Source organism: Actinoplanes siamensis (assembly GCF_016862395.1).
Lineage (GTDB): Bacteria > Actinomycetota > Actinomycetes > Mycobacteriales > Micromonosporaceae > Actinoplanes > Actinoplanes siamensis.
Genome location: NZ_BOMW01000095.1, coordinates 1 through 24711 on the forward strand (window position 1 = coordinate 1; position 24711 = coordinate 24711).

Here is a 24711-nt window from a genome sequence, read left to right on the forward strand (position 1 = left end):
AGGCGGGCTGACGCCTTGTTCGAGCTGACCGATGCCCTGTTGTGCACCGACGGGCCGGTCAAGACCCTGGTCGGGCTGTCGCTGGCGCCGGAGCACCGGCGGGGCCACGGCGCGTTGTACGACGCGCTCAACGCGGGGCGCATCGACGTCGAGTCGCTGCGCCGGCAGCTGGCCGGGATGCCGCTGCCGCGGGCGGCGGACGGCCGCCTGGTCCTCGCCGTGGACGTCTCACCGTGGCTGCGCCCGGACGGCGACTGCAGTCCACAGCGCTCGTTCTGCCACACCTACGGCCGTGGCAAGGACGAACACCGAATGATCCCGGGCTGGCCGTACTCGATCATCGCCGCCCTGGAGACCGGCCGGACCTCCTGGACCGCTCTGCTGGACGCGGTTCGCCTGCCGCCCGGCGCGGACGTCACGGCGATCACGTGTGCGCAGGTGCGGCAGCTCGTCGACCGGCTTGTTGATGCCGGCCAGTGGCGGCCGGGAGACCGCGACATCTTGGTCGTGCTAGACGCCGGCTACGAGGCCCCGCGTATCGCCTGGCTGCTGCGTGACCTCCCGGTGGAGATTCTCGGTCGGATGCGCTCCGACCGGGTGCTGCGCCGTCCGACCCCGCCGCGCGTCTATCGGCCACTGGGTGGTCGGCCGACCAAGCACGGTGGTGAGTTCGTCTTCGGTGACCCCGCTACCTGGGACGTTGAGCACGCGCTCACGGTCACCGATACCCGTCTCTATGGCCAGGTGAAGGTGCAGGCCTGGGACCGGCTGCACCCACGACTGACCCGTCGAGCTGCCTGGGTCGACCACGACCAGGCGCTGCCGATCATCGAGGGCACGGTCATCCGGCTCACTGTCGAGCACCTGCCCAGCCGGGGCGAGCCGAAGCCGGTCTGGTTGTGGTGGTCCAAGGTCGACGCCACCGATGCTGATGTCGACCGGTGCTGGCAGGCGTTCCTGCGCCGCTTCGACATTGAGCACACCTTCCGCCTGCTGAAGCAGACGCTCGGCTGGACCGCCCCGCAAGTCCGCGAGCCGGCCGCCGCGGACCGCTGGACGTGGCTGGTCCTGGCCGCGCATACTCAGCTGCGTCTCGCCCGCCCACTCGCACAAGACCTGCGCCGGCCCTGGGAACGCCCGATGGCATCGGAGCGGCTAACCCCGGCGCGGGTGCGGCGCGGGTTTCGGAACCTCCGGGCGACCAGCGGCTCACCAGCGCGTGCGCCTAAACCCAGCCGTCCCGGCCCCGGACGGCCACCCGGCTCCCGCAACCGGCAGCCCGCTGCCCGTCACGACGTCGGACTCATCCTGGTCACCGGCCAGGCTCACCAGCGGCCGACTCATCACAAGAAGGGCACCAAGCCCCGCCGAACTGGTTAAACGACAAGCTTAGTGGCTGTCCCACAACCTGTTTCCGCAGCTAGCGCGAATTCAGGTCAGCCGAGCAGTGTCTCTGCCGTTCGTATCACCGTCACTGTGACGCCGATCCGAACGCCGCAAAGTCGGAAGGTAACAAGTTTCGCCTCGAATGGCGCCCAGCACGTCCTCCCCCGTGGGGTCCGCTGGCCGCATCCCGCGTACCCGCTCCGCCTGTCATGCCCCCAGTACGGATCCAGCGGTGATCGGCTGCCGGAGGATGGTGCGCCGCTTTTCGGGGGCTACTCGCCGGGAGTCGCTGAGGTAGACCTCGTGGTGCTTGCCGGCCATGTGGAACCTCTGCCGTGGGATGAATTCGTCGTGCAGGTGCGCCAGCACGTCCGCCTCCTCGTCGAAGGAGCCGATGTGCAGGGTCTGCACGCATCGGCCCTCGGACAGGGTCTCGAGACGGAGGTCGCCGAGACGCGCCGGCCGGTCCTTCGCCCCGGCCCGCTCGACGGCGGCGGCGAACATGTCCGGGTGGATCCAGTCCGGGGTCATGAGCATCAGCGTCCAGTCCCAGCGCGACTTGTCGCGCGCCGTGGTGAAGGAGTCCATGTCCTCGGCCCACCAGAGGCCTTCCAGCGGCGGGACGACGTAGTCGCGATCGAGCTCCGTCTTGCTGGCGAACTTCAGCTTGTACGCCACCGGGTAGAGCGCCAGCAACGCCTCGGCGAAGACGGGCGAGGTGTTGGGGTCTCCGTGCCCGTCGATCATCAGATATTGCATGTCGGGCACGTCCACAACCTGGAACTGGCCCTGTCGCGCCTGGTAGACGTCGAGGGTCTTCTTGAAGTCAGTCTTGTTCGTCATCGGGTACCTGGACTCGGCTGGCGAGCCACTGCCTTTCCGCCTCCATGAGGCTCAGTGAATACGAGAACACCTCACGCGCCGCCGGCGGAAGGGCGGCCTGTGCCTCGGCAGCCGCCCGGACCCCGGTGATGCGCGTTTCGATAGCAGTCAGGCGGGCGCGCAGTGCCTGCGCATAATCCTGTTCCGAGAACAAGGGCAGGTTCGCGATGCCAACAAGCAGCGGGTTCGGGACCGGCTGGGGGCCGGCGACGAGGGCCAGCGCCACTCGCGCCGCCACATCGCGGCCCTCGCTGGTGGCGTGCAGGACTCGGCGGGACTTCCCGCCGGCGGAACCCTCGGGGGCGTGCAGCAGGCCACGCTTCTCCAGCTTGCCGAGCAGGTAGTAGATCGAGGAGAACCCGATGTCGGTCCACTGTCGTATGCCGCGCTGCTCGATCACCCGTTCCAGGTCGTAGCCGTGCTGGGGGCGCTCGATGATCAGACCCAGCACGGTGAGCTCAGCAGGCGTCAGGTCCATGCCTATATTCTAACACTAGAATAGTGTCGAACATTTCCTGGTGGATGTGTTCCTGGAGGATCGCCCGCTGGGCCGACGCCGTGCGCTGAGACGGCTGATCCGAGCTCGTCGCTGGGACGCGACCCCGCTTCGGATCTCCAGCTGATTAGGCGGCGATGAGTGTGGGTACTGCGGCTCGTCGACCATGCCCGCGGGTAATCCGGCGGGTCATCATGGTGATGTTTGCCCAGGTGATGTGGGCTTCGGAGTGCTCGGGGAGGCGTTCGTAGTCGCGGGCATCACGGCGGGCACGCATCAGCCAGGACAGGGATCGTTCATGGACACCCAAAGCGTGAAGACCTCCACCAATGTTCCGACCGGCACGCAGGGCACCGACGCCGGCAAGAAGATCGTCGGCCGCAAGCGCGGAATCATCACCGACACCCTCGGACTGCTGCTCTACGTGATCGTCACCGCGGCCAGCGTCAGCGACAACGCGATAGGTATGGACCTACTCGACCAAACCGCTACTAAATACCCCAGCATCACCAAGACATGGGTCGATGCCGGGTTCAAGTCCACGGTCGTCGAGCACGGCGCGAACCTGGGTATCGACATCGAGATCGTCACCAAGGACCCGCAGGTCAAAGGGTTCAGCGTGGTCAAGCGGCGGTGGGTGGTCGAGCGCACCCTGGGCTGGCTGATGCAGCACCGCCGCCTCGTGCGTGACTACGAAGCCCGACCCGACAACTCCGCCAGCATGATCACTATCGCCATGGTCGACAACCTCACCAGACGCCTCACCGGCGAAACCCCCCCAACCTGGCGACACCTAAAACGGCATAACTCACAAATTACATGAATCAGACGCGCTCTTAGGGGCGACACCGGATAGGCCCGCGGCCGGCCGCGGGGAACGATGAATCGGTCCGCGTCACTGGACCCGAGGAGTCACCGTGCATCCCGTTGTCGCCCTGTTCAGCGCACTCGGCCTGGCCGTCACGCCGGCCGGCCCGCACAAGTCGCCCGGACTGGACTGGGGTGAGTGCGACGGCAAGCCGGACGGCGTGGTCTGCGCGACGCTGACCCTGCCGGTCGACTGGGCGCGCCCGCACGGCCCCACCTTCGAGATGTCGGTGGCCAAGCGGTTCGCCGGGAAGACGGAGCGCCGGGTCGGCACGCTCGTCTTCCTGCCGGGCGGGCCGGGCGACTCCGGGATGGACCGGCCCATCGAAGGGGACCGGTTCAGCCAGGAGCAACTGGACAGGTTCGACATCGTGAGCTTCGACCCGCGTACCGTCGCCCGGACGGCCGCGCCCACCTGCGCGCCGCAACCCGACCGCCCGCCGGTCGTCCTCCGGGACCAGGCCGATTTCGACGCGGCCGTGGCCGCGAACCGCGACTACTGGCGGCAGTGCCGTGCCACCAGCCCGGTCTTCGACCATGCCGACTCGGCGACCATCGCGCGGGACATCGACGCGCTGCGCCAGGCGCTCGGCGAGCCGCGGCTGGCCCTGCACGGCAGCTCCTACGGCACGCTGCTGGGCCAGATGTACGCCGAGCAGTTCCCCGGCCGGGTGCGCGCGATGGTGCTGGAGAGCGTCTTCGACCACGACCTGCCGCTGACCGAGTTCGTCCGCACCGAGGCGGCCGCGCTGCAGGACTCGTTCGACGAGTTCGTGGCCTGGTGCGGCCGGGTGACCGAGACCGAGTGCGTGCTGCACGGCACGGACATCCGGGCCACCTGGCGGTCGATCCTGCAGCGCGCCGACGGCGGGACGTACCGGCCGCTGACCTCGTTCGAGATCGCCTCGACGCCGCTGGGCCTGCTGCAGACGCCGCGCTGGCCGCAGTTCGCCGGCCTGATCCGGCAACTGGACCGGAACGAGCCACCGCCGCCGCCGGTTCTGGACGTGGCCAGCGGAATCTTCTGCGGGGACTTCCCGGCCGCGGTGCGGGACTTCCGGTCGTACCGCCGGATCCTGAAGGTCGCGGCGGACGCCGCGCCGGACGTGCGCTACGGCGCCGGGATGCTGGCCGTCTCGACCTGTCTGGGCTGGCCGCGGCCGGTGGCGAACCCGCCGCACCGGCTCGCGGTGCGCACCGACGTCCCGGTGCTGCTGATCAATGCCAGGCACGACCCGCGGACGGCCTACCAGTGGGCCCGTCACGTCGCCGCCGAGCTGGGACGTCACGGGCGGCTGGTCACCTACGAGGGCTGGGGGCACGGCTCGTACCTGCGCACCCCGTGCACGATCGCCACCGTCGACCGTTACCTGATCGACCTGGCCGTCCCGCCGCCGGGCGCGTCCTGCCCGGCGGCGGAGTGAGATCAGCGCTGGTACGCGGCGGCGAGCAGCCCGGCCACCGCTGCCGCGTTGGTGATCTCTCCGCGGAAGATCATCGCGACCGCCTCGGCCAGCTCCACCCGGACCACTTCCAGGTCGGCCTCCTCGTCGGTGCGCGTGTGGCGCTCCGGTGACGGCACCGGGGCCAGGCCCCGGGCCAGGTAGACCAGGACGTGCTCGGTGCTGAACCCGGGCGAGGTGTGCAGCTCGATCAGCTTGTCGAGGCGGCCGGCGGTCAGGTCGGCCTCCTCGGCGAGCTCACGGGCGGCGGTCACCGCCGGATCCTCGTCGTCGACGTCGCGCAGCCCGGCCGGCAGCTCCCAGATCCGGGCGCCGACCGCGTGCCGGTACTGCTTGATCAGCACCACCCGGCCGTCGTCGTCGAGCGCCACCACCACCACAGCGCCCTTGTTGCGGACCACGTCACGCTGCGCGGTGCCGCCACCGGACATGGTCACCTCGTCGGTGACGACGTCGAAGATCGCGCCGTGGTAACGCTCGGTGGACCCGACCGTCTCGTGCTCGAACGCCATCAAGAGACCTCGACCGGCTCGACCGGGAGCTCGTCGGCGGCCGCGTACGCCACGGCGGCCTTGACCAGGCCGTCGAAGAGCGGGTGCGGGCGGGTCGGGCGGCTCTTCAGCTCCGGGTGCGCCTGGGTGGCCACGAAGTACGGGTGGGTCTCCCGGTCCAGCTCGATGAACTCGACCAGGCGCCCGTCCGGCGAGGTGCCGGAGAAGACCAGCCCGGACTGGGCGAGCTTGTCCCGGTAGTCGTTGTTCACCTCGTAGCGGTGCCGGTGCCGCTCGGAGATCTCCGTGGCGCCGTAGACCTCGGCGACGATCGAGCCGTCCTTGAGCTTCGCCGGGTACGCGCCCAGGCGCATGGTGCCGCCCAGGTCACCCTTGCCCGCGACGATGTCCTCCTGGTCGGCCATCGTGGAGATCACCGGGTAGGCCGCCGTCTCGTCGAACTCCAGCGAGTTCGCGCCGGTCAGGCCGGCCAGGTTGCGGGCCGCGTCGATGGTCATGCACTGCAGGCCGAGGCAGAGCCCGAGGATCGGGATCCGGTTCTCCCGCGCGTACCGCGAGGTGTTCACCTTGCCCTCGATGCCCCGCACGCCGAAGCCGCCGGGTATCACGATGCCGTCGACGCCCTTCAGCGCGTTCGCCGCGCCGGCCGGGGTCTCGCAGCTGTCGCTCGGCACCCAGCGGATCTGGATCTTCACGGTGTTCCCGAAGCCGGCCGCGCGGATCGCCTCGGTGACCGAGAGGTACGCGTCGGGCAGGTCCACGTACTTGCCGACCAGCGCGATGGTGATCGTGCGCTTCGGGTGGTGCACCCGCTCCAGCAGGTCGTTCCAGGTCCGCCAGTTGACGTCGCGGAAGGAGAGGCCGAGGCGGCGTACGACGTACGCGTCGAGCCCGCCGTCGTGCAGCACCTTCGGGATGTCGTAGATGCTCGGCGCGTCCGGGCAGCCGATGACCGCCTCGACGTCGACGTCGCAGTAGAGCGCCAGCTTCTCCTTCATCTTCTGCGGGATCTCCCGGTCGCTGCGGCAGATCAGGGCGTCCGGCTGGATGCCGATGTTGCGCAGCGCCGCCACCGAGTGCTGGGTCGGCTTGGTCTTCAGCTCACCGGACGGCGCCAGGTACGGCACCAGCGAGACGTGCAGGTAGAACACCCGGTCCCGGCCGACCTCATGACGGACCTGGCGGATCGCCTCGAGGAACGGCAGCGACTCCATGTCGCCGACCGTGCCGCCGACCTCGGTGATCACCACGTCCGGGACGAGACCGTTCTCGTCCGGGTCGGCCATCGCGAAGATCCGGCTCTTGATCTCGTTGGTGATGTGCGGGATGACCTGCACGGTGTCGCCGAGGTATTCCCCGCGCCGCTCCCGGGCGATGACCGCCGAGTACACCTGGCCGGTCGTCACGTTCGCCTTGCCGGACAGGTCCCGGTCCAGGAAGCGCTCGTAGTGCCCGACGTCGAGGTCGGTCTCCGCGCCGTCCTCGGTGACGAAGACCTCGCCGTGCTGGAACGGGTTCATCGTGCCCGGGTCGACGTTCAGGTAGGGGTCCAACTTCTGCATCACGACGCGCAGGCCGCGGGCGGTGAGCAGATTGCCGAGGCTGGAGGCGGTGAGGCCCTTGCCCAGCGAGGAGGCGACGCCCCCGGTGACGAAGATGTGCCGCGTGTCGCGCACTGATGAGGCCAAGGCCCGCTCCCGTGGTCGCCTGTCTTCTGACTCTGCAGACCGGGGCTCCATCGCCCCATCCACGGGAGTCCACCGTAACACTCGTTGCCGGACCCGCCACGTTCGGGCTGGTGGACGTGCGTGTCAGCCGGCCGGCTCGGTCACCGAGGGTTGCTCCTCGTCGGCGGTGCGCAACAACGGGCCGCCCGGACCGTCCGTCACGCCCGGCGCCGGGGTGCGGTCGGCGGCGTGCAGCAGCACCCGCAGAGCGGTCAGCACGGCCACCGGCACCACGGTCGCGGCGGCCGCGCCGGCCACCCCGAGCGCGGTGCCGCCGAAGATCCCGGCGGTGACCGACGCCACAGCGGTGCCGGCGATCGCGGCCCGCACCGCGGGGTGCAGGCCGTACACCCGGTTCAGCCCGCCCCACGGGGAGAACTGGCCGAACAGCAGCATCACCGCGCCGGCCAGGGCCAGCAGGCTCAGCGGACTGTCCAGCAGCGCCTGGCCGTTCGCCGCGGCCGCCCGCTGCATCGCCGGGCCGGCCGTGCCGCCGCCCAGCGCGCTCAGGAACCGGCCCAGCGTGCCCTGTTCCAGCGTCGGGCGGTGCAGGTCCAGCGCGGCGAAGCTGACGGTCACCGTGATCGCGCCGAGCGTCGCCCAGGCCACCCGCGCGAACGTCAGCCAGCCGCCGGAGCTCATCGCCGCGGCCACGCACACCCCGGCGGTCACCGCGATCGCGCCGACCGGGTCGGCCCCGAGGTACGGGTTGCCGACCATCACCACACCGAGCCCGCCGAAGAGCACCATCACCACCGGCCGCCAGGTCCGGCCGGCCCACTGGGCCAGGCAGCCGGCGGCCAGCAGCAGCCCGCCGACGAAGACGCCCAGCCCGACACTGCCCAGCCCGGCGTACCGCACGCCGTGCGTCGCGGAGTATCCGGCCACCCCGTTGAGCTGCAGCCGCGCGCCGGTCAGCAGGTCCACCACGATCACGATGGCGCTGATCGCGGCGACCGCGCCCATCGGCCACAGCGTCGACCGATAGCGCCGGGCCAGCCGGACGGCCAGCGTCCCGGCCACCATCAGCACGAACGTGGCACCACCGAACATCCAGGCCGGATGGTCCGCGCTCCACCACGGCGCCACGTCGGCGACCAGCGCCGCCGGGATGGCCAGCGCGGCCGCGATCAGGGCCGCCTCGGCGACCGCCACCAGCCTCGGCGGCGGCAGCGGCGGGGCGGCCGGGCCGGCGTGCCGCCGGGCCCGCATCAGCACCGGGATGATCGCGACGAACAGCATCAGCTGTACGGCGGCGAGCACGGCGAAGAAGATCGACGCCACCCCGTGCTGGGCGATCGCCCGCCGGTCGGCGTCGTTGCGCCCCTGCATCGCCTTCGCCGGGTCGGCCGGCCGCCCCTTCGAGACGGTCGCCGCGTACCCGGCGAACAGCTTCTCCGGCGCGGCCTTGCCGAGCACCGCCAGCACCGTCGGGGCCAGGTCGATCAGCTGCAGATAGCCCTGCCGCCCGGTGCCCGCCGAGGTGAGCCGGCCGCCCCGCCAGCCCGCTCCCTCGGCGATCGCCACGTGCAGCCGCGAGGTGGTGTCGGTGTCCGCGACGCCGGCGATCAGCATCAGCGACCGCTCCGGGCGGGCCGCCAGCACCCGCGCCAGGGTGGCGTCGGCGGCGGCGACCGCGGCCTGCCGCTCGGCCCCGGCGCCGGTGATGGTGCCCAGGTCCACGATGCTCAGCACGCACTCGGAGAGCAGCTTGCGCGGGTCGCCGGGCAGCGCCTCGGCGTACCTGTCGACGCGGCCGAACGGGCGGGCCGCGGCGACCGCGGCGTTCGGGCCGACCGCCACGGTGCAGCGGACCGACTCGGCCAGGGCCCCCGGGGTGGTGCCGTACGGCAGTTTCTCCTGGTTGGTGCGGACCACGGTGTTCTGCTCGGTCACGCTCGCGCCGATGGCGTCCGGCCGGGTCACCTCGGGCGAGACCGCCGGGCAGCGGCCGGTCACCCGCCCGGTGTCCCAGGCCGCGTAGTTGCCGGCGCCCAGCGTCAGCCAGCCGTCCGACGGGCAGGTCACCTGGTGCGCCGAGCGCACCGACAGCCAGCCGGTGGAGCCCTTGGCCGCCTCCTGCCAGAGCGCCGGGGTGCGCTGCGGGTCGAGGTCGTCCCAGCGCAGGCCGGCCGCGGCGGCGACCACCACGTAGTCGGCCATGCCGCGCTCGGCCCGCCCGGCCGGGCGGATCGTGAGCCCGACCAGGCTGGCCACCGCGACCAGCACGACGAGCAGGTAGGGCACCCAGACGGCGGCGCGGCGCCCGCGCGGGGTGCCCGGCGGGCGGACCCGCCGCAGGCGGTCGAGACGTCCGGTCACGATCCGCACACCTCGGCGTAAGCCGCCCGGACCGCGTTCACCACGTCGAGTTCGCCCGGCCAGGTGGCGGCTTGCCGTGGTCCGCGGGCGGCGAGGTCCGCCCGGCGTTGCGGATCGGACAGGAGCTGGCGTACGGCCTGATCCAGCGCGTCGAGGTCGCCCGGCGGAACGAGCACGGCGGCGTCCCCGACCAGGCCGGGCAGACCACCCACCGCTGTGGTGACCAGCGGCACTGCGGCCCGCAGGGCCTCCTGGGCGAACAGCTGCCGCGCCTCCCAGTCGCTGGTGACCACCGCCAGGTCGGCGCCGAGCAGCAGGTCCGGCACGTCACTGCGGTGCCCGAGCAGGTGGAACGGGGCGTGCGTGCGGGACGCCCGCTGGGCCAGCGGCATGTAGCTGGGCCCGGAGCCGGCCACCACGACCACCGGGGCCGGGTCCAGCTCACGCCACCGGGCGGCGGCGTCGACCAGCAGGTCGTAGTGCTTCTGCGGGTGCAGCCGGCCGACCGACAGGATCAGCGGGGTGTCGCCCTTGATCCGGAACTCGGCGCGGACCGCCTGCCTGGTGCGTTTCGGCGGCCGGGCTTGCGGCGCGGCGACCGGGCCGAGCCGGGCGTTCTTCGCGCCGAGCGCGACGGCCCGCTCCACCAGGTCCTCCGACGCGCCGAGGGTGAGCGCGGCGTTGCGCGCCACGATCCGCTCGACCAGGGCGCCGGCCTGACCCCGCAGGCCCTTCGCCAGTACGGCGTTGTGCCAGGTCACCACCAGCGGGACACCGGTGCGGGCGAGCGACACCACGAAAGCGGCCCGCAGGCCGTGCGCGTGGATGACGTCGGCGCCCCGGCCGGCGATCGCGCGGCGCAGCGCCCGGATCGCTCCGGAGTCCTGCGGGCCGGGGTCGGCGGGGATCTCGACCGGGCTGTACCCCACTCCGGCGGCGGTGAAGCCGTAGTGCTCGTCGTTGGCGGCCGGCCCGCAGACCAGCACCTGGCAGCCGGCCGTGACCAGGCCGCGCGCCAACGAGAGGACGTGCCCGCCGGTGCCGCCGGTGGCCGAGCCGAGCACCAGCACGACCGTGCCGCGCCACCCGTCGTCGCTGCTCACGACCCTCCTACCCCTTTCCGTCCCGGCCGCGCCGGGTCCGCACCGATCCTGACCCACCCTGACCCGCCCCTGGCCACCAGCCGGCCTGGCGCGGCCGGCGCCCAAGGGTCTGATCGGCGGCCTGGGGCCGCCTCCCGCGGCCGACCGCGCCGCCGGCCGCCGTGGCGCCCGGCGATCACTTGCGCAGCCGCCGGGCCAGCGTCGCGGCCAGCGGGCCCAGGTCCCGCCGGTCCAGCACGAACGCGACAGCGCCGAACACCACAGCGACCACGACACCGCCCAGGATGCCCTCCAGCACGCTGCGCGGCACGCTCGGGGTCGCCCCCTGCGGGCCGGCTGTCACGGCCCACCCCGCGAGACCCGCCGCACCCGCCGCGACCAGGGCGGCCGTCACCGCGCGGGGCAGCCCGGCGAGCGCCTGCCGGCCCGCGTGCCGGCGCACCGCGAGCACCAGCAGGAGTCCGGTTACCGACATTCCGAGCGCGTTGGCCAGGCCCAGACCGGCCAGTTCGGCTCCCCCCGTGGTGGTCGCGGTGACCACCACGACGGCGATCCCGGCGCTGAGCCACCCGGTCCCGGAGGCGACCGCGGCGGCGACCGTCGCGCCGCGGGCATAGAGCGCGCGGGACAGCAGAGCGAACAGCGCGTAGCCGACCAGGCCCGGCGCGAAGCCGACGATCCCGGGCGCCGCGCCACGGGCGTTCATCAGGTGGGCGGCCGGCCCGGCCAGCCCGGCGAGCGCGGCCGTGCCGAGACCGGCCAGCAGCACGATCGAGCGGGCCGTGCCGGCGAGTGCCCCGGCGTACGCCCGCTCGTCCCGCCGCACCGCCGCGTCCGCGAGTCGCGGGTAGACCGCTGTGGCCAGCGGCACCGCCAGCACCGCCCAGGGCAACAGGAAGATCGTCTGCGCGCCGTTGTAGCGGGCCAGTTGCTGCGCGCCGAGCGTGACGATCAGCGCGACCACGACCTGCTGTGCGCCGACCGTGACCGCGCCGGCCCAGCCCAGCCGGACCGCCTGCCGGCCCTCGCCGCCGGGGAACCGGAAGCCCGGACGCAGCCGCAACCGCAGCGCCCGCAGCGGGATCAGCAGGCACAAGGTGAGCACGACCACGCCGAGCGTGGTGCCGGCCGACAGGATCAGCTCGCCGGCCGCGGACAGCCCGGCGAAGTCCGTGCGGGCGCCGTCGACCAGGGCGTACGTCAGGTAGGCGGTCATCACGGTGACGCTGGACAGCAGCGGCGCGATCACCGGCCAGGCGAACCGGTGGTGCGCCTGCAGGACGCCGGTCAGCACGATCCCGATGCCGTAGAGCGGCAGCTGCGGCGCGAAGATCCGCAGCATCCGGGCGGCGACCTCCTGGTGCTCCGGCGGGATCCCGTGCAGCAGCCCGGTGATCGGCCCGGCCGCCAGCGCGACCACGACCGCGAGCGGGACGGTGAGCGCGAGCATCCAGGTGAGCAGCGCGGAGGTGATCCGGCCGACCCGGGCGCGGTCGCGCGCGGCCACCGCGCCGGCCAGCAGCGGCACCACGAGACTGGCCAACGCCCCGCCGGCGACCAGCTCGAAGACGATGTTGGGCACCGTGTTCGCGGCGAAGTACAGGTCCGGCAGGCCGCCGTGGCCGCCCTCCCCGACCGTGTAGAAGAAGACCAGCGTGCGCCCGAAACCGGCGACGCGGGCCAGGATCGTCAGCACGGTGATCAGCGCCGCGGCCCCGGCCACCCGCGCCGCCGTACCACCGAGGCCGGAAGCGGGACCAGGCGCGGACCCGCCGCCGGAGACCGCGCCCGGGCCGGCTGGATCGGCCGGCGTCGCGGAAGCGGCGCCGGGATCGTTCGGGGACGTCACGCCGGCCGGCGACCGAGCTCGTCGAGGCGCCGCAGCCAGGGCGTGTCCTGGATGACCCGGGTGAAGCTCACCTTCTCGCTGGCCGCGGTGAGCGAGGCGAGCGCCGCCAGCGCCGCCAACCGGCCGGCCGTGCCGGCGCGGGCGGTGAACGCGACGCCGAGCAGGGCGCCGAGCGCGTTCGCGCCGGAGTCGCCGAGCATGATCTCCTCGTCCAGATCGGCGGGGAGCAGCGCGGCGCTCGCGCCCAGGGCGCCGGCGGTCATCGCGGCGCCGCGGCCGGCCGCGAGCGGCGCGCCGAGCAGCAGACCGGCCTTGATCGCCCGGCCGGGGCGCAGGTCGAGCAGGTTCAGCAGATTGGCGGTGCCGGCGATGACGCCCGCGCCGAGCAGCACGTCGACGCCGCGGCCGAAACCGCTGCCGCGGCGGCTGCCGATCAGCGCGGAGGCGGCCAGGCCGGCCGCGCCCACCCCGCCGATCTTGACGAGGCCGCTGGTGATTCGGCCCGCGCGGAGCGCGCCCAGGTGGCCGGCGAAGCCCTTGGCCGCCTTCTGCTCGGGGCGGTTGCCGACCACGTCGTCGTAGAGGCCTACCGCGCCGCTGACCGCGCCCGCGGCGATCGCGGCGGCCGCGAGCCGGCCGGTCGCCGCCCCGGCGGCCGCGCCCACGGTGGCGCCGGCGGCCAGCGCCGGGCCGCCCGCGAGGGTCACCGTGCGCCCGTGGAAGTTGGTCCGGCTCAGGGCTGCCGCGTGCGGATCGTGGCGTACCCAGCCCAGCACGGCGCGTGCGACCAGGGCACCGGTCCCGAGAGAACGGAGGAAGGCCATGGCTGGAGAGTCTGCCCTACGGCGCGGCCGAAGGCACCAGCGAGGTGGCACCGGCGGCCAGCCCGTACTGCCCGATCTTGTTCTGCACCAGCCGCTCGTAGCCGGCCATCGCGGTCGCCACCTGGCCCTGCACCGTGCTCGCGTTGTCCACCGTGGAGATCTCCTTGACCAGCGTCGGATCACCGCGGATCTCGGAGACCAGGTTGTTGTCCCCGACGCTGGTCCCGGCCACCACGAGCGGGTGGCTCTTGAACCGGGCGGCCACGGTGACCGCGTTCTGCGTCTTCTTCGCCGCGTCCTTGTCGGTCGGCGGGACGCCGGCGACCAGCACGACCTCCTCGGCGCCACCGGCCGCGCCGTCGGCCACCGAGATGTAGCCGGCCTTGCTCAGCGCGGCCAGCACGGCCGTCACGTCGGCCGGGCTCGCCGGGGTGGCGCCCTGCTGCAGGGTGAGCGCCAGCAGCGCGCCGGCCGTCTCCACGCCGTCGCTGTTGGACGGCAGGCTGGCCGCCGAGATGGTCGGCTGCGACGACTGGTCGGCCAGGTCGAGCAGCTCGTTGGCGTTGTTCGGATCGATGAACTTGTCTTCGATGGTGACCCGCGCGGTGATCGTCGCGCCGGCCACGGTCAGCATCTTCACCACGCCGTCTGCCGACTCGCCGCCGCCGGGCAGCGCCACCACCGCGACCTTGCGCGTGGCGAGCTTGCCGCCCAGCACGTACGGCGCGGTCTCGTTGGCGAAGTCCTGGTTGCGGGTGAGCTCTTCCTTGTACTGGTTGACCTGGTCGCGCTTGGCGTTGTTGTCCTTGTTCAGCGCGGTCAGCTGGGCCCGCAGGTTCTCCGAGACCGGGCCGTTGAGCGCGGCCGTGCCGACCACCAGGCCGATCGCCAGCGCGAGGAAGACCGCGGTGAGCGACACCACGTGGTACCTGAAGTTGATCACGACGCCCTCAGAGAAGATTGCCGAGTTGGAAGACGAGATTGTCCCACCACTCGGACACCACCGTGAGATATGCCTTCCCCACCGTCGAGACTGCCACCGCCGACGCCATCGCCGCCACCGCCGAGAGCACCAGCAGCAGCAGCGCCGAGCCGGAGATGTTCTGCCGGTAGAGCCGGCTGACGCCCTTCGCGTCGACCAGCTTGCCGCCCACCTTGAGCCGGGTGAGGAACGTCGAGGCCATGCCGCCGCGGCCCTTGTCGAGGAACTCGACCAGGTTGGCGTGCGTGCCGACGGCCACGATCAGCGACGCGCCCTTCTCGTCGGCGAGCAGCATCGCGAGATCCTCGCTGGTGGCCGCGGCCGGGAAGGTCAGGGCGTCGACGCCCAGGTTGCTGACGCGCTCCAGGCCGGGGGCGCGCCCGTCCGGGTACGCGTGCACGACCACCTCGGCGCCGCAGCGCAGCACGTCGTCGGTGACCGAGTCCATGTCACCGATGATCATGTCGGGGGTGTAGCCGTTCTCCACCAGCGCGTCGGCGCCCCCGTCGACGCCGATCAGGACCGGTTTGTACTCCCGGATGTAGGGCCGGAGGACGTCCAGGTCCTCCTTGTAGTCGTAGCCCCGGACCACGATCAGCACGTGCCGCCCGGCGATCCGGGTCTGCACGTCCGGCACGCCGACGCCGTCGAGCAGCAGGTCCCGCTCCTGCTTGAGGTAGTCCATGGTGTTCGCGGCGAACGCCTCGAGCTGCACCGACAGGCCGTCGCGCGCGTCCGCCATGGCCTTGGCGACGCTCTCCGCGTCCTGCCGGGTGCCGGTGGCCACCGCGGTGCCGTCGAGCAGCACCTGGTCGCCCTCGACGCTGACCACCTGACCCTCGCGCAGCCCGGCGAAGACCTCCTCGCCCAGGTTGTCGACGAGCACCACGCCGCCCTGGATCAGCACCTCGGGCCCGAGGTTCGGATAGCGCCCGGAGATCGACGGCTTCGCGTTGAGCACCGCTGTCACGCCGGAGGCGACCAGCGAGTCGGCGGCTACCCGATCCAGGTCGACGTGGTCGATCACGGCGATCTCGCCCGGCCGCAGCCGGCCGGTCAGCCGTTTGGTGCGCCGGTCGAGCCGGGCCACCCCGGAAACCGGGCCCGGCTCGGTGGTGCGCGCGCGGCGCAAGGTGGGAAGTCGCATCCCGGCCATCCTGACACGCCGCTTCACGCGGCCCCCGTTAGACATGCTCTAGCTCATTGACAAAACGGACGTTTCGTCCGCCTCTCCGTGATCAGCTTTTTCTCATCCACGCTTCTCCTTGCCGGCTACCGCCAGGAGTTCCTCCGCATGGGCGATGCCCAGGTCGGAATCCGGCAGGCCGGCCAGCATCCGGGACAACTCCCGCGCCCGCTCGGTTTCCTCCACGATCCGGACACCGCTCGTGGTGATCGCCCCGCCGGTGTCCTTCGCGACCACCAGGTGGCGATCGGCGAATGCCGCGACCTGCGGCAGGTGTGTGACGACGAGCACCTGATGGGTACGGGCGAGGCGGGCCAGCCGGCGGCCGATCTCCACCGCGGCGGTGCCGCCCACACCCGAGTCCACCTCGTCGAAGACCAGGGTCGGCGGGCCACCCGCGCCCGCGAACACCACCTCGATGGCGAGCATCACCCGGGACAGCTCACCGCCGGACGCGCCCTTCTGCAGCGGCAGCGACGGCGCGCCCGGGTGGGCCAGCAGCCGCAGCTCCACCTCGTCCGCGCCGTCCGGCCCGGCGCCCAGCTCCTCGCCGTCGACGGTCACCGCCGGCTCGTCCCTGGCCGGTGCGTGGGTGAGCACCGCGACCTCGACCCGGGCGTGCGGCATCGCCAGACCGGCCAGCTCGACGCTGACCGCCTCGGAGAACCGGACGGCCGCCTCGCGGCGGGCCGCGGTCAGCCGCCCGGCCAGCTCGCCGACCGTGACGGCCAGCCGCTGGCGCTCCTTGTCCAGCTCCTCCAGCAGCTCGTCGGAGGTGTCCAGCTCGCCCAGGCGGGTCTTCGCGTTCTCCGCCCAGGCGATCACGCCGTCGATGTCGTCGGCATATTTCCGGGTCAGCGCGCGCAGCGCGGCCCGCCGCTCGTAGATCGCCTCCAGCCGGGCCGGGTCGGCGTCCAGCTCGCTCAGATACGCCGAGAGCTCCGAGGCGACGTCGCCGACCAGGGTGGCCGCCTCCTCGACGCGCACCGCCAGGTCGCCCAGCTTGGCGTCCACGCCGGCCTGCCCCTCCAGCGTGCGCCGGGCGGTGCCCAGCAGCGTCGTCGCGTCGGGCGTGTCGTCGGCCGCCTCGACCCCGCCGGCCAGCGCCGTGGCCGCCAGGGCGGCGGCCACCCGCAACCCCTCGGCGTGCTCCAGCCGCTGCACCTCGGCGCGCAAGTCCTCGTCCTCGCCGGGCTGTGGGTCGACCCGGGTGATCTCGTCGAGGCCCAGCTTGAGCAGGTCGGCCTCCTGCGAGCGCTGGCGGGCGTTGCGCCGCCGGTCGGCCAGGTCGTCGACCACCCTGCGCCAGCGCGCGAACGCCTCGCGATAACCGTCCAGCAGCTTCTCGTGCTCCGGGCCGGCGAACCTGTCCAGTGCGGAACGCTGCTCGCTCGGGCGCAGCAGGCGCAGCTGGTCGGATTGGCCGTGCACGGCCAGCACCTGCTCGCCCAGCTCGCTGAGCGTGGCGACAGGCATGCTGCGGCCGCCGACGTGCGCCCGGGAGCGGCCCTCGGCGGTGACCGTGCGGCTCAGCAGCAGCGAGCCGTCGTCGTCGGTCTCGCCGCCGGCGTCGGTGATCCGGGTGCGGACCGCGTCGCCGAGCGTGCCCTTGAGCCGCAGGCGTCCCTCGACCACCGCCCGGCCCGGGTCGGCGCGGACCCGGCCGGCGTCGGCCCGCCCGCCGAACAGCAGTCCGAGACCGGTCACGACCATCGTCTTACCGGCGCCGGTCTCACCGGTGATCACGTTCATACCCGCAGACAGCCGCAAGGTCGTGTCGTCGATGACGCCGAGCCCGGTGATGCGCAGTTCCTCCAGCACAGGGCAGAGGGTAGTGGGACCCTCCGACAAATGCCCAGTGCGGGGGTTTTGGATCAGCGTCTATCGAGCCGATCGCACCCCGTGGTCAGCGCCTGTTTCCGCGCCATCCGACAACCGGCAGCTCGAACTTCGCCACCAGGGTGTCGGTGAACGGCCGCGGGGCCAGCCGGACCAGCCGAACCGGCAGCCGGCCGCGCTCCACCGTCACCGTCGACCCGGGCGGAAGGTCCCAGGTGCGGCGACCGTCACAGCAGAGCACGGCGAACGAGGTGTACGGGTCCACGGTCAGCTTGAACGTCGACGTCGGCGCGGTCACCAGCGGCTTGCTGAACAGCGCGTGCGCACTGATCGGCACCAGCAGCAGCGCCTCCACCTCGGGCCAGACCACCGGCCCGCCGGCCGAGAACGCGTACGCCGTCGAGCCGGTCGGTGTGGCGCACACCACGCCGTCGCAGCCGTACCGGGACAGCGGCCGGCCGTCCACGTCGACCATCAGCTCCAGCATCTGGGCCCGCTGGCCCTTCTCCACGGTGACCTCGTTGAGCGCCCACGACTCGGCGATCAGGCGGCCGTCGTACTCCGCCCGCACGTCGAGCGTGAGCCGCTCGTCCACCGAGTAGTCGCCCGCGACGATCTCGGCCACCGCCTGGTCGATGTGGTCGATCTCGGCCTCCGCCAGGAAGCCCACCTTGCCCAGGTTGATCCCGAGCAGCGGCGCCTTGACCGGCCGGGCCAGCTCCGCGGCGCGCAGGAAGGTCCCGTCGCCGCCGAGCGCCAGCACGATCTCGATGTCCTCGGCCGCCTCCGCCCCGTCGACCGCACGCACCTCGTCGGGCAGCCCGAGATCGGCGACCTCGTCGGCGATGACCCGGACCTCGAAGCCGGCGGCGACGAGATCGAGCGCGACGGTACGGGCGTGCTGCGTACTCTGCCGGCGTCCGGTATGCGTGACCAGCAAAGCCGAGCGAGTCATTTGTCCTCCATGTGCGCCACCGGCTGGTCGTCCCGCGCCTCCGCGGCCCCCGGTCGTCCCTGATCCCGCCCCGCGGCGGGCTCGCCCCCGTGCTGTCCCCCGGCCGCGGCCCCCTGCGGCCCCACCACGCCGCCCGCGCCGGCCGACTCCGAGCCGGCGCTTCCACCGCCACCGGCAACCGCCGACGCCGAACCCGCTTGGTCGCCGGCGTCCGGCGCTCCCGCCGGGTCCTCGTCGGCGGCGCTGGTCGCGGCGTCACCGGACGGGCCGGCCGCGACCACAGCCTCGATCCGCTCCCGGTCCGCGGCCGGCGCGTCCCGCCGGAACCAGACGAAGAACTCCACGTTCCCGCTCGGCCCGGGCAGCGGGCTGGCGGTGACGTCCACCACGCCCAGGCCCAGCCCGGCGGCGGCCGCGGCGACGTCCAGCACGGCCTCGGCCCGCAGCCGCCAGTCGCGCACCACGCCACCCGCGCCGACCCGCTCCTTGCCCACCTCGAACTGCGGCTTCACCATCAGCGCCAGGTCCCCGTCCGGGCGAGTGCAGGCGGCCAGCGCGGGCAGCACCAGCCGCAGCGAGATGAACGACAGGTCGGCCACCGTCAGGTCGACAGGCCCGCCGATCGCCTCCGGGGTCAGCGTGCGCACGTTGGTCCGCTCGTACACGTCGACCCGCGCGTCGGTGCGGATCGGCCAGGCCAGCTGGCCGTACCCCACGTCAACCGCGACCACCCGCCGGGCGCCCGCACGTAGCAGCACGTCGGTGAACCCACCTGTGGACGCGCCCGCGTCCAGGCAGCGCCGCCCCTCGACGCTCAGCCCCCGCGGCCGGAACGCGGCGAGCGCCCCGGCCAGCTTGTGGCCGCCGCGCGAGACGTACTCCGTCTGCGGATCCTCCCCGGTGACCAGCACCGGGTCTGCCGGGTCGACCATGGCCGCCACCTTGTGCGCCACGGTCCCCCGGACCTGGACCCGGCCGGCCGCCACGAGTTGGGCGGCCTGTTCCCGGGAGCGAGCAAGCTTGCGGCGGACGAGCTCGGCGTCAAGACGCGCACGGCGGGCCATCGAGTTCCTTTTTGGTACGTGGTCAGCGGTCGATGCTGGCCAGGGTCTCCTGGAGCACCTGGTGCGCGGCCTCGAACTCGGCGATCTGCTCACCCGGCGCCAGCCGCGCGGCGTTGGCGAGCGAACTTAGCACCGCGTCCACCGCCGCGTGACCGGTCTCCTCCACCATCCCGTCCTCCCCGATGCGGTAGTGCGCCGCCGGCTCCACGGTCTGTCCGTGCCCACCGGGCGCCGGCCCACCACCGTGCGCCGGGCCGCCGAGCGCCGGCCCCGGCGAACCGGCTCCGGACGGCTGCGGCCCGCCGGGAGGCGGTCCCGGCCGGAACCCACCAGACGGCGGTCCGGGCCGGAAACCACCCTGGGACGGCCCGGGCCGAGGCGCACCCTGCGCGGAACTGGGAAACGTCACAGGATCACGCCTCCGGACTCTCGGCCCGGCCGGCGCTGCCCGCCGCCGGCCGCGACTTCCTGGCCCGCGCGGCGGGTGCGACGTCGGGCAGCACGGTCGCGGCCGCGGCCTCCTTCACCTCGCTGACCGGCGACACCGCCGTCCCGGGCGGGGCGAGGCTCGCCGAGGTGGACCCCGCCGAGGCGGCAGGCCGCTTCGCGGGCGCCTTCTTCGCCGCCCCACGCGTCGTCTTCGCGGGACCACCCGCCGCCTTCGCGGGACCACCCGCCGCCTTCGCGGGACCACCCGCCGCCTTCGACACGCGGCCCGTGGCCTTCACCGGCGCCGCCCCGGACGAGCCGGCACCAGCACCACCCGTGGCCCTCACCGGACCAGCCGAAGTGGACGGGTCCTTCCGCGCCACCGCCTTCTTCGCCACCGCCTTCTTGGCCACCGCCTTCTTCGCCGGCGCCTTCTCCGCCGGGGCCGCAGGAGCGGCCGCCGGAACGGCTCCGGTAGCCGGCCGAAGCGCCCCGGCCTCGGCCGCGGCGGCCCGGGCCTGCGCCGCGCGCAGCTCCTTCTCCAGATCGCGCACCCGGGAGGTCAACTCGGCGACCTCGTCGGCGGTGGCCAGCCCGACCCGCCCGAGCGCGCGGTCCACCTCGTAACGAACGATGCTGGTCAGCGCCTCACGGTTCGCGATGCCCGCCGAGAGCAGGTCCTCGACCAGCCCCTGCACCTGCGCCGCCGTGGCGCCGCCCCGGCTGAGCAGCTCACCGGCGACCTGCTGCGCCTTCTTCCGGGGTGTCTCGGTCAGCCCGAGCGCCAGGTCCAGATAAGCCCGCCATGCGTCCGGCATGATCCCTCCTCCTCTCGCCGCGTCGGGTGCCACGCTACCGGGAGCCCCCGACAAGTTGCTGAGGTACGGTGCTGGTGTCGCGAGGGGGGATGCCGATGGCCACCGTGGACGAGTGCCGCCAAGCGTTGCACGACCTGGCCGCGAGGCTCGAGGCCAGCGCGGAGGCACGCGGCAGACTCGACCTGGACCGCACGCTCGCCTGCCGGGTCACCGACCTGCAGGCGGCGTTCCACGGCCGGATCACCGGCGGCCTGCTGACCGGCATCACCGACGGCGACGACCCGAAGGCGAAGATCGCCCTCATCGCCGCCAGCGACGACCTTCTCGCGCTGATCAACGGCAAGCTGGACGTCACCCGCGCGATCGCGGGCCGGCAGATCGTCGTCAAGGCGAATCCGTTCGACCTGCTCAAGCTCCGCAAACTCCTCTGATCACGCCGGGTGGTACGCCCGCGCGACCCGGATCGTTCAACCGGCCTGGACGATCGACAGACCAGACCGGTCACCGGCCCATCAAGCGACAGACCACAACCGGTCACCGGCCGATCAAGGCGGAAATGGGCTGCCGTCCGCCCCACCCCGCCGTAACGTCGCGGGATGCAGATTCGCGTGGAGACCCCCGCTGACCGCCCGGCCATCGCCCGGCTCGTGGAGCGCGCCTTCGGCGACGGCCACGGGAAGGTCGTGGCCCGCCTCGTCGACGGTCTGCGCCGGGATGATCCGAGCTTCCTGTCACTGGTGGCCGACGACGAGGGCGAGATCGCCGGGCACGTCATGTTCACCCGCAGCCTGCTCGACGCCCCGGAACGACTGGTCCCGGTGCAGGTGCTGAGCCCGCTCGCGGTGGCCCCGGAGCGACAGCGGCAGGGCGTCGGAAAATCCCTTGTCGAGTACGGCGTCGCCGAGCTGGACCGGCGCGACGTCCCGCTGGTGTTCCTGGAGGGCGACCCGGCCTACTACTCGAGGCGGGGTTTCGTCGCCGGCGACACCCTGGCCTTCCGCAAGCCGTCCCTGCGCACCCCGGACGCCGCCTTCCAGGTCAGGCCGCTCGCCGGCCACCGGCCGTGGATGACCGGCACCCTGGTCTACCTGCACACTTTCTGGGATCACGACTGCGTGGGCCTCCGCTGACCCGCCCGGCGCTGAGGGCGCACTCGCGCGGACATCCGCTACCCCGTTCGCCCGCCCCTAATCCGCGTCAGAGGCGATTTCCCTGGCCGCTCCGGGATTTCCGGTGGCACGATGAGGGTGCAAGCGACCGCCGGACGACGGCCGCCCCGGGCAACTGGGAGGCGATCATGAACCATGTCCGCCCCGACGTTCCGTGCATCGACGACACGTGCAACGCGGAGAATGTGCACCAGCGGGCCGAACGAGTCGCGGTGCCCGACTTCGACTACATGAGCTCCCCGATGGTGGCTATGGTCGACGGCATCTTCCACATCGACCCGGAGGCCCCTCCGCTGCCACGGCGCAAGCACCGCCCGCGCCCGGAGCAGTACCACCAGGAGCCGTCCCACCTGCGCCAGCCGTTCTGACGGCGCAAGGTCCGGAAACGGCGCAGCCCCGGCCGTCGGCCGGGGCTGCAACTGCGAGATCCGCTGTGGTACGAGGTCAGAGCCCCCAACCGCGCAACACCTCGGTGGCCGCTTCCGATCCGGCCGAGATCGCCGCCACCGCTATCCCTTCCCAGGTCGCGCCGCAGAGCAGGCGCAACGCGTCGACGGGGTCGCCGGAGCCGGACAGCACCACGCCGTCACCCTGGCGGGCGAGCGTCCAGCCGTCGACCGCGGCAGCCGGGACCATGACCTGCTCGGCCGGACGGAACAGGCCGGACAGGTCGGCCGCCACGAACGTCGGGCGGCGCTCGGCCGGCGCGGCCAGCAGGTCCGCCGGGCCGCTGACCCCGGTCAGGACCAGCAGACTGTCCATGCCGGCGCGGACCGCGCCCTGGATGTCGGTGTCCAGCCGGTCGCCGATGGCCAGCGGGCGCTCCGCCCGGGTCAGCGACGCCGCCGTGGTGAACAGGGCGGGCTGCGGCTTGCCGACCACCACGTCCGGTTCCCGGTCCAGTGCGGTCCGCAGCACCGCGACCAGCGAGCCGTTCCCCGGCAGCGGCCCGCGCGGGCTGGGCAGGGTGCGGTCGGTGTTGGTCGCGTACCAGGTGGCTCCGGCGCGAACGGCGAGCGCCGCCTCGGCCAGGATCTTCCAGCCCACCTCGGGCCCGTACCCCTGAACGACCGCCACCGGCTGGTCGCCGGCCGAGTCGACAGGGACGAGCCCGGCGTCGCGGATCTCGCCGCGCAGCGCTTCGGCGCCGACCACGAGCACCGGCGCACCAGGCTCGACCCGCTCGGCGACGAGTGCGGCGGCCGCCCCGGCCGAGGTCAGCACCTCGGCCGGGTCAGCGCTGACACCCATGCCGGCGAGCAGCGCGGCGACGTCCGCCGCGCGGCGGGACGCGTTGTTCGTCGCGTACGCGATCGACGTCCCGTCCGCGCGCAGCCGCTCGACCGCCTCGGCCGCGCCCGGGATCGGCTTGTCGATCAGGAAGACGACGCCGTCCAGGTCGAAGATGACCAGGTCGTAGCCACCGGCGAGATGGTCGCTCATGCCTGCGGTCGGTCCTCCGCCCGGCCGGTGAACTCGTCGTCGTCCCGGTCGCCCTTCTGCGCCTCCTCGGCGTCGGTCTCCGGCGCCTCGAAGACCGCCGCGGGGACCTCGTGCTTCCCGGACTTCACGGCGTCGGTGTTGACGTCGGTGTCGGCCACCCGGACCGGCTCGTCGTCGTCCTCGTCGGCGTCGTCCCGGTCGTCCCGGTCGTAGCCAGACTCGTCCTCGTCCTCGTCGTCGTCCCGCTCGTCCTCGACGTCCCGGTCGGCCGCGGCGCGCGCCTCGCCCTCCAGGTTTTCGTCGTCCTCGTCCTCGTCGTCACCCTCGATGGTCACGCCGTCGAGCTCGAGGATCCGCTCCGCCGCGTCGGTGAGCTGGTCCTCGTCGACAGCGGCGGCCCGCCCGAACCACTCCCGGGCCTCCTCGCGACGGCCGGCGGCGAGCAGGGCGTCCGCGTACGCGTACCGCAGCCGGGCGGCCCACTCCGCGGTTTCCTCCCCGGTGAGCTCCTTGACCTGGAGCATCGCCACGGCCGCGTCGTGCTGGCCGAGGTCACCGCGGGCGCCGGCGGCCACGATCAGCAGTTCGATGGCGCCGGACTTCTCCAGCTTCGCGACGTCCGCGCCCCGATAGAGGTCGATGGCCCGCTCCGGGCGCCCGAGCGCCCGCTCGCAGTCGGCCAGCTCGGCCAGGTGCGTCTGCTTCCCGGTCATCCGGTGGTACGTCCGGAGCTCGGCGATCGCCGTGGTCCAGTCCCCGGCCGCGTACGCCGCCAGGCCGACCGCCTCCCGCACCACGGCGATCCGCGACGCCAGCCGGCGTGCCGCGATCGCGTGCTGCAGAGCCAGCTCGGAGTCCTCGTCGATGATCTGGCCGGCCGCCACCAGGTGCCGCGCGACCTTGTCGGCGACGTCCCGGGACAGCGCTACCAGCTCCGAGCGCACCTCCTGGTCGAGGTCGTTCGCGTCGATGTCCGCGGGGATCTCCGGAGCCTGGAACGCGGCCTGACCGCCCTCCTCGGTGTTCTCCGGGCGGTCCCCCTGGTACCCGCCGCGCTCCCGGTCGCCCCGGAACCCGCCACGGTCGCCACCTCGGTCCCGGTCGCCGCCACGGAAGCCGCCCTCGCGGTCACCACCGCGGAAGCCGCCGCGATCCCGGTCACCGCCACGGAACCCACCCCGGTCGCCGCCACCCTGGTAACCGCCACGGTCACGATCGCCACCACGGAACCCACCGCGGTCGCCGCCGCCCTGGTAACCACCACGGTCCCGGTCACCGCCACGGAAGCCACCCTCGCGGTCGCCGCGGAAGCCGCCGGAACCACCCTGGAAGCTCTCCCGAGCACCGCCACGGTCACGGTCGCCGCCACGGAAGCCGCCCCGGTCGCCACCACCC

General features: G+C 73.0%; 20 protein-coding genes and 4 pseudogenes. 6 read left to right on the forward strand and 18 right to left on the reverse strand.

What is annotated here, in order from left to right:
- Positions 1-1380: NF041680 family putative transposase (locus tag Asi03nite_RS35745; protein ID WP_203684950.1), on the forward strand; the 1380-nt coding region annotated here is incomplete at its 5' end.
- A gap of 213 nt (positions 1381-1593) precedes the next feature.
- Here the strand turns inward: Asi03nite_RS35745 and Asi03nite_RS35750 are convergent.
- From Asi03nite_RS35750 to Asi03nite_RS35760, 3 genes and pseudogenes are all read right to left on the reverse strand, one after another.
- The gene (locus Asi03nite_RS35750; RefSeq protein WP_203684951.1) at positions 1594-2229 is read right to left on the reverse strand and encodes a GyrI-like domain-containing protein; all 636 of its coding nucleotides are present in this window, start codon (positions 2227-2229) and stop codon (positions 1594-1596) included.
- Positions 2213-2746, reverse strand: a complete 534-nt coding sequence (locus tag Asi03nite_RS35755; RefSeq protein WP_203684952.1) for a PadR family transcriptional regulator — start codon at positions 2744-2746, stop codon at positions 2213-2215. Before Asi03nite_RS35755 ends, Asi03nite_RS35750 begins: the two co-directional genes overlap by 17 nt.
- A gap of 185 nt (positions 2747-2931) precedes the next feature.
- Positions 2932-3068: pseudogene (locus Asi03nite_RS35760) on the reverse strand (IS5-like element IS4811 family transposase); the annotation flags it as partial.
- On the opposite strand from Asi03nite_RS35760, the pseudogene Asi03nite_RS35765 reads away from it, so the two are divergent.
- Together Asi03nite_RS35765 and Asi03nite_RS35770 are read left to right on the forward strand one after the other, a co-directional pair.
- Positions 3057-3587: pseudogene (locus Asi03nite_RS35765) on the forward strand (transposase); the annotation flags it as partial. The pseudogenes Asi03nite_RS35760 and Asi03nite_RS35765 overlap by 12 nt on opposite strands.
- Before the next feature lie 61 nt (positions 3588-3648).
- On the forward strand, positions 3649-5055 hold the full coding sequence (locus Asi03nite_RS35770) for an alpha/beta hydrolase (protein WP_373872216.1): 1407 nt from the start codon (positions 3649-3651) through the stop codon (positions 5053-5055).
- Positions 5056-5057: 2 nt separating this feature from the next.
- Here the strand turns inward: Asi03nite_RS35770 and Asi03nite_RS35775 are convergent, their stop codons facing one another.
- The 13 genes and pseudogenes from Asi03nite_RS35775 to Asi03nite_RS38725 all read right to left on the reverse strand — a co-directional run.
- Positions 5058-5606: an NUDIX domain-containing protein gene (locus Asi03nite_RS35775; protein ID WP_203684953.1), complete on the reverse strand. Its 549-nt coding sequence runs from the start codon at positions 5604-5606 to the stop codon at positions 5058-5060.
- Positions 5606-7294, reverse strand: a complete 1689-nt coding sequence (gene pyrG / locus Asi03nite_RS35780) for a CTP synthase (RefSeq protein WP_203684954.1) — start codon at positions 7292-7294, stop codon at positions 5606-5608. Before pyrG ends, Asi03nite_RS35775 begins: the two co-directional genes overlap by 1 nt.
- 123 nt (positions 7295-7417) lie before the next feature.
- Entirely contained in the window at positions 7418-9655 is a 2238-nt protein-coding gene (locus tag Asi03nite_RS35785) for a hypothetical protein (protein WP_239103175.1), read from the reverse strand.
- Positions 9652-10758 carry a glycosyltransferase family 4 protein gene (locus Asi03nite_RS35790; RefSeq protein ID WP_203684955.1) on the reverse strand — a complete coding sequence of 369 codons (1107 nt, stop codon included), beginning with the start codon at positions 10756-10758 and terminating at the stop codon, positions 9652-9654. The genes Asi03nite_RS35785 and Asi03nite_RS35790 overlap by 4 nt, the downstream gene beginning before the upstream one ends.
- A gap of 175 nt (positions 10759-10933) precedes the next feature.
- Positions 10934-12481 (reverse strand): murein biosynthesis integral membrane protein MurJ, encoded by a 1548-nt coding sequence (gene murJ, locus Asi03nite_RS35795; protein ID WP_239103176.1) that lies wholly within the window; start codon positions 12479-12481, stop codon positions 10934-10936.
- Positions 12482-12603: 122 nt separating this feature from the next.
- Positions 12604-13431 carry a hypothetical protein gene (locus Asi03nite_RS35800; protein WP_203684957.1) on the reverse strand — a complete coding sequence of 276 codons (828 nt, stop codon included), beginning with the start codon at positions 13429-13431 and terminating at the stop codon, positions 12604-12606.
- A 16-nt stretch (positions 13432-13447) separates the two neighbouring features.
- Positions 13448-14374 carry a copper transporter gene (locus tag Asi03nite_RS35805; protein WP_203684958.1) on the reverse strand — a complete coding sequence of 309 codons (927 nt, stop codon included), beginning with the start codon at positions 14372-14374 and terminating at the stop codon, positions 13448-13450.
- Positions 14375-14381: 7 nt separating this feature from the next.
- Positions 14382-15560 (reverse strand): putative cytokinetic ring protein SteA, encoded by a 1179-nt coding sequence (gene steA / locus Asi03nite_RS35810; RefSeq protein WP_203684959.1) that lies wholly within the window; start codon positions 15558-15560, stop codon positions 14382-14384.
- Between the two features lie 102 nt (positions 15561-15662).
- On the reverse strand, positions 15663-17420 hold the full coding sequence (gene recN, locus Asi03nite_RS35815; protein WP_203684960.1) for a DNA repair protein RecN: 1758 nt from the start codon (positions 17418-17420) through the stop codon (positions 15663-15665).
- 85 nt (positions 17421-17505) lie between these two features.
- Positions 17506-18393, reverse strand: a complete 888-nt coding sequence (locus tag Asi03nite_RS35820; protein WP_203684961.1) for an NAD kinase — start codon at positions 18391-18393, stop codon at positions 17506-17508.
- A gap of 218 nt (positions 18394-18611) precedes the next feature.
- Positions 18612-19457: pseudogene (locus tag Asi03nite_RS35825) on the reverse strand (TlyA family RNA methyltransferase); the annotation flags it as partial.
- 22 nt (positions 19458-19479) lie between these two features.
- Complete coding sequence (locus tag Asi03nite_RS35830; protein WP_203684969.1) at positions 19480-19665, reverse strand: hypothetical protein; 186 nt, start codon at positions 19663-19665, stop codon at positions 19480-19482.
- A 475-nt stretch (positions 19666-20140) separates the two neighbouring features.
- A pseudogene (locus tag Asi03nite_RS38725) lies at positions 20141-20704 on the reverse strand (phasin family protein); the annotation flags it as partial.
- 95 nt (positions 20705-20799) lie between these two features.
- Here Asi03nite_RS38725 and Asi03nite_RS35840 point away from each other — a divergent pair.
- The 3 genes from Asi03nite_RS35840 (at position 20800) to Asi03nite_RS35850 (ending at position 22241) form a co-directional block, all read left to right on the forward strand.
- A complete protein-coding gene (locus tag Asi03nite_RS35840) occupies positions 20800-21135 on the forward strand; it encodes an SCP2 sterol-binding domain-containing protein (protein WP_203684962.1) in 336 nt (111 codons plus the stop codon).
- Between the two features lie 165 nt (positions 21136-21300).
- Positions 21301-21834, forward strand: a complete 534-nt coding sequence (locus Asi03nite_RS35845; RefSeq protein WP_203684963.1) for a GNAT family N-acetyltransferase — start codon at positions 21301-21303, stop codon at positions 21832-21834.
- A 167-nt stretch (positions 21835-22001) separates the two neighbouring features.
- On the forward strand, positions 22002-22241 hold the full coding sequence (locus tag Asi03nite_RS35850) for a hypothetical protein (protein ID WP_203684964.1): 240 nt from the start codon (positions 22002-22004) through the stop codon (positions 22239-22241).
- A gap of 76 nt (positions 22242-22317) precedes the next feature.
- On the opposite strand, the gene Asi03nite_RS35855 is transcribed toward Asi03nite_RS35850, so the two are convergent.
- Both Asi03nite_RS35855 and Asi03nite_RS35860 read right to left on the reverse strand, forming a co-directional pair.
- Entirely contained in the window at positions 22318-23316 is a 999-nt protein-coding gene (locus tag Asi03nite_RS35855) for an HAD-IIA family hydrolase (RefSeq protein WP_203684965.1), read from the reverse strand.
- Positions 23313-24200, reverse strand: coding sequence for a Replicase polyprotein 1ab (locus Asi03nite_RS35860; protein ID WP_203684968.1), 888 nt, complete (start codon positions 24198-24200; stop codon positions 23313-23315). Before Asi03nite_RS35860 ends, Asi03nite_RS35855 begins: the two co-directional genes overlap by 4 nt.
- Between the last annotated feature and the right edge of the window lie 511 nt (positions 24201-24711).

Bases quoted from the DNA above. Each gene is read 5' to 3' on its own strand.
- Asi03nite_RS35750 (WP_203684951.1), bottom strand. From the start codon at position 2,229: ATGACGAACAAGACTGACTTCAAGAAGACCCTCGACGTCTACCAGGCG.
- Asi03nite_RS35755 (WP_203684952.1), bottom strand. From the start codon at position 2,746: ATGGACCTGACGCCTGCTGAGCTCACCGTGCTGGGTCTGATCATCGAG.
- Asi03nite_RS35775 (WP_203684953.1), bottom strand. From the start codon at position 5,606: ATGGCGTTCGAGCACGAGACGGTCGGGTCCACCGAGCGTTACCACGGC.
- Asi03nite_RS35800 (WP_203684957.1), bottom strand. From the start codon at position 13,431: ATGGCCTTCCTCCGTTCTCTCGGGACCGGTGCCCTGGTCGCACGCGCC.
- steA (WP_203684959.1), bottom strand. From the start codon at position 15,560: ATGCGACTTCCCACCTTGCGCCGCGCGCGCACCACCGAGCCGGGCCCG.
- Asi03nite_RS35820 (WP_203684961.1), bottom strand. From the start codon at position 18,393: ATGACTCGCTCGGCTTTGCTGGTCACGCATACCGGACGCCGGCAGAGT.
- Asi03nite_RS35840 (WP_203684962.1), top strand. From the start codon at position 20,800: ATGGCCACCGTGGACGAGTGCCGCCAAGCGTTGCACGACCTGGCCGCG.
- Asi03nite_RS35845 (WP_203684963.1), top strand. From the start codon at position 21,301: ATGCAGATTCGCGTGGAGACCCCCGCTGACCGCCCGGCCATCGCCCGG.
- Asi03nite_RS35850 (WP_203684964.1), top strand. From the start codon at position 22,002: ATGAACCATGTCCGCCCCGACGTTCCGTGCATCGACGACACGTGCAAC.
- Asi03nite_RS35855 (WP_203684965.1), bottom strand. From the start codon at position 23,316: ATGAGCGACCATCTCGCCGGTGGCTACGACCTGGTCATCTTCGACCTG.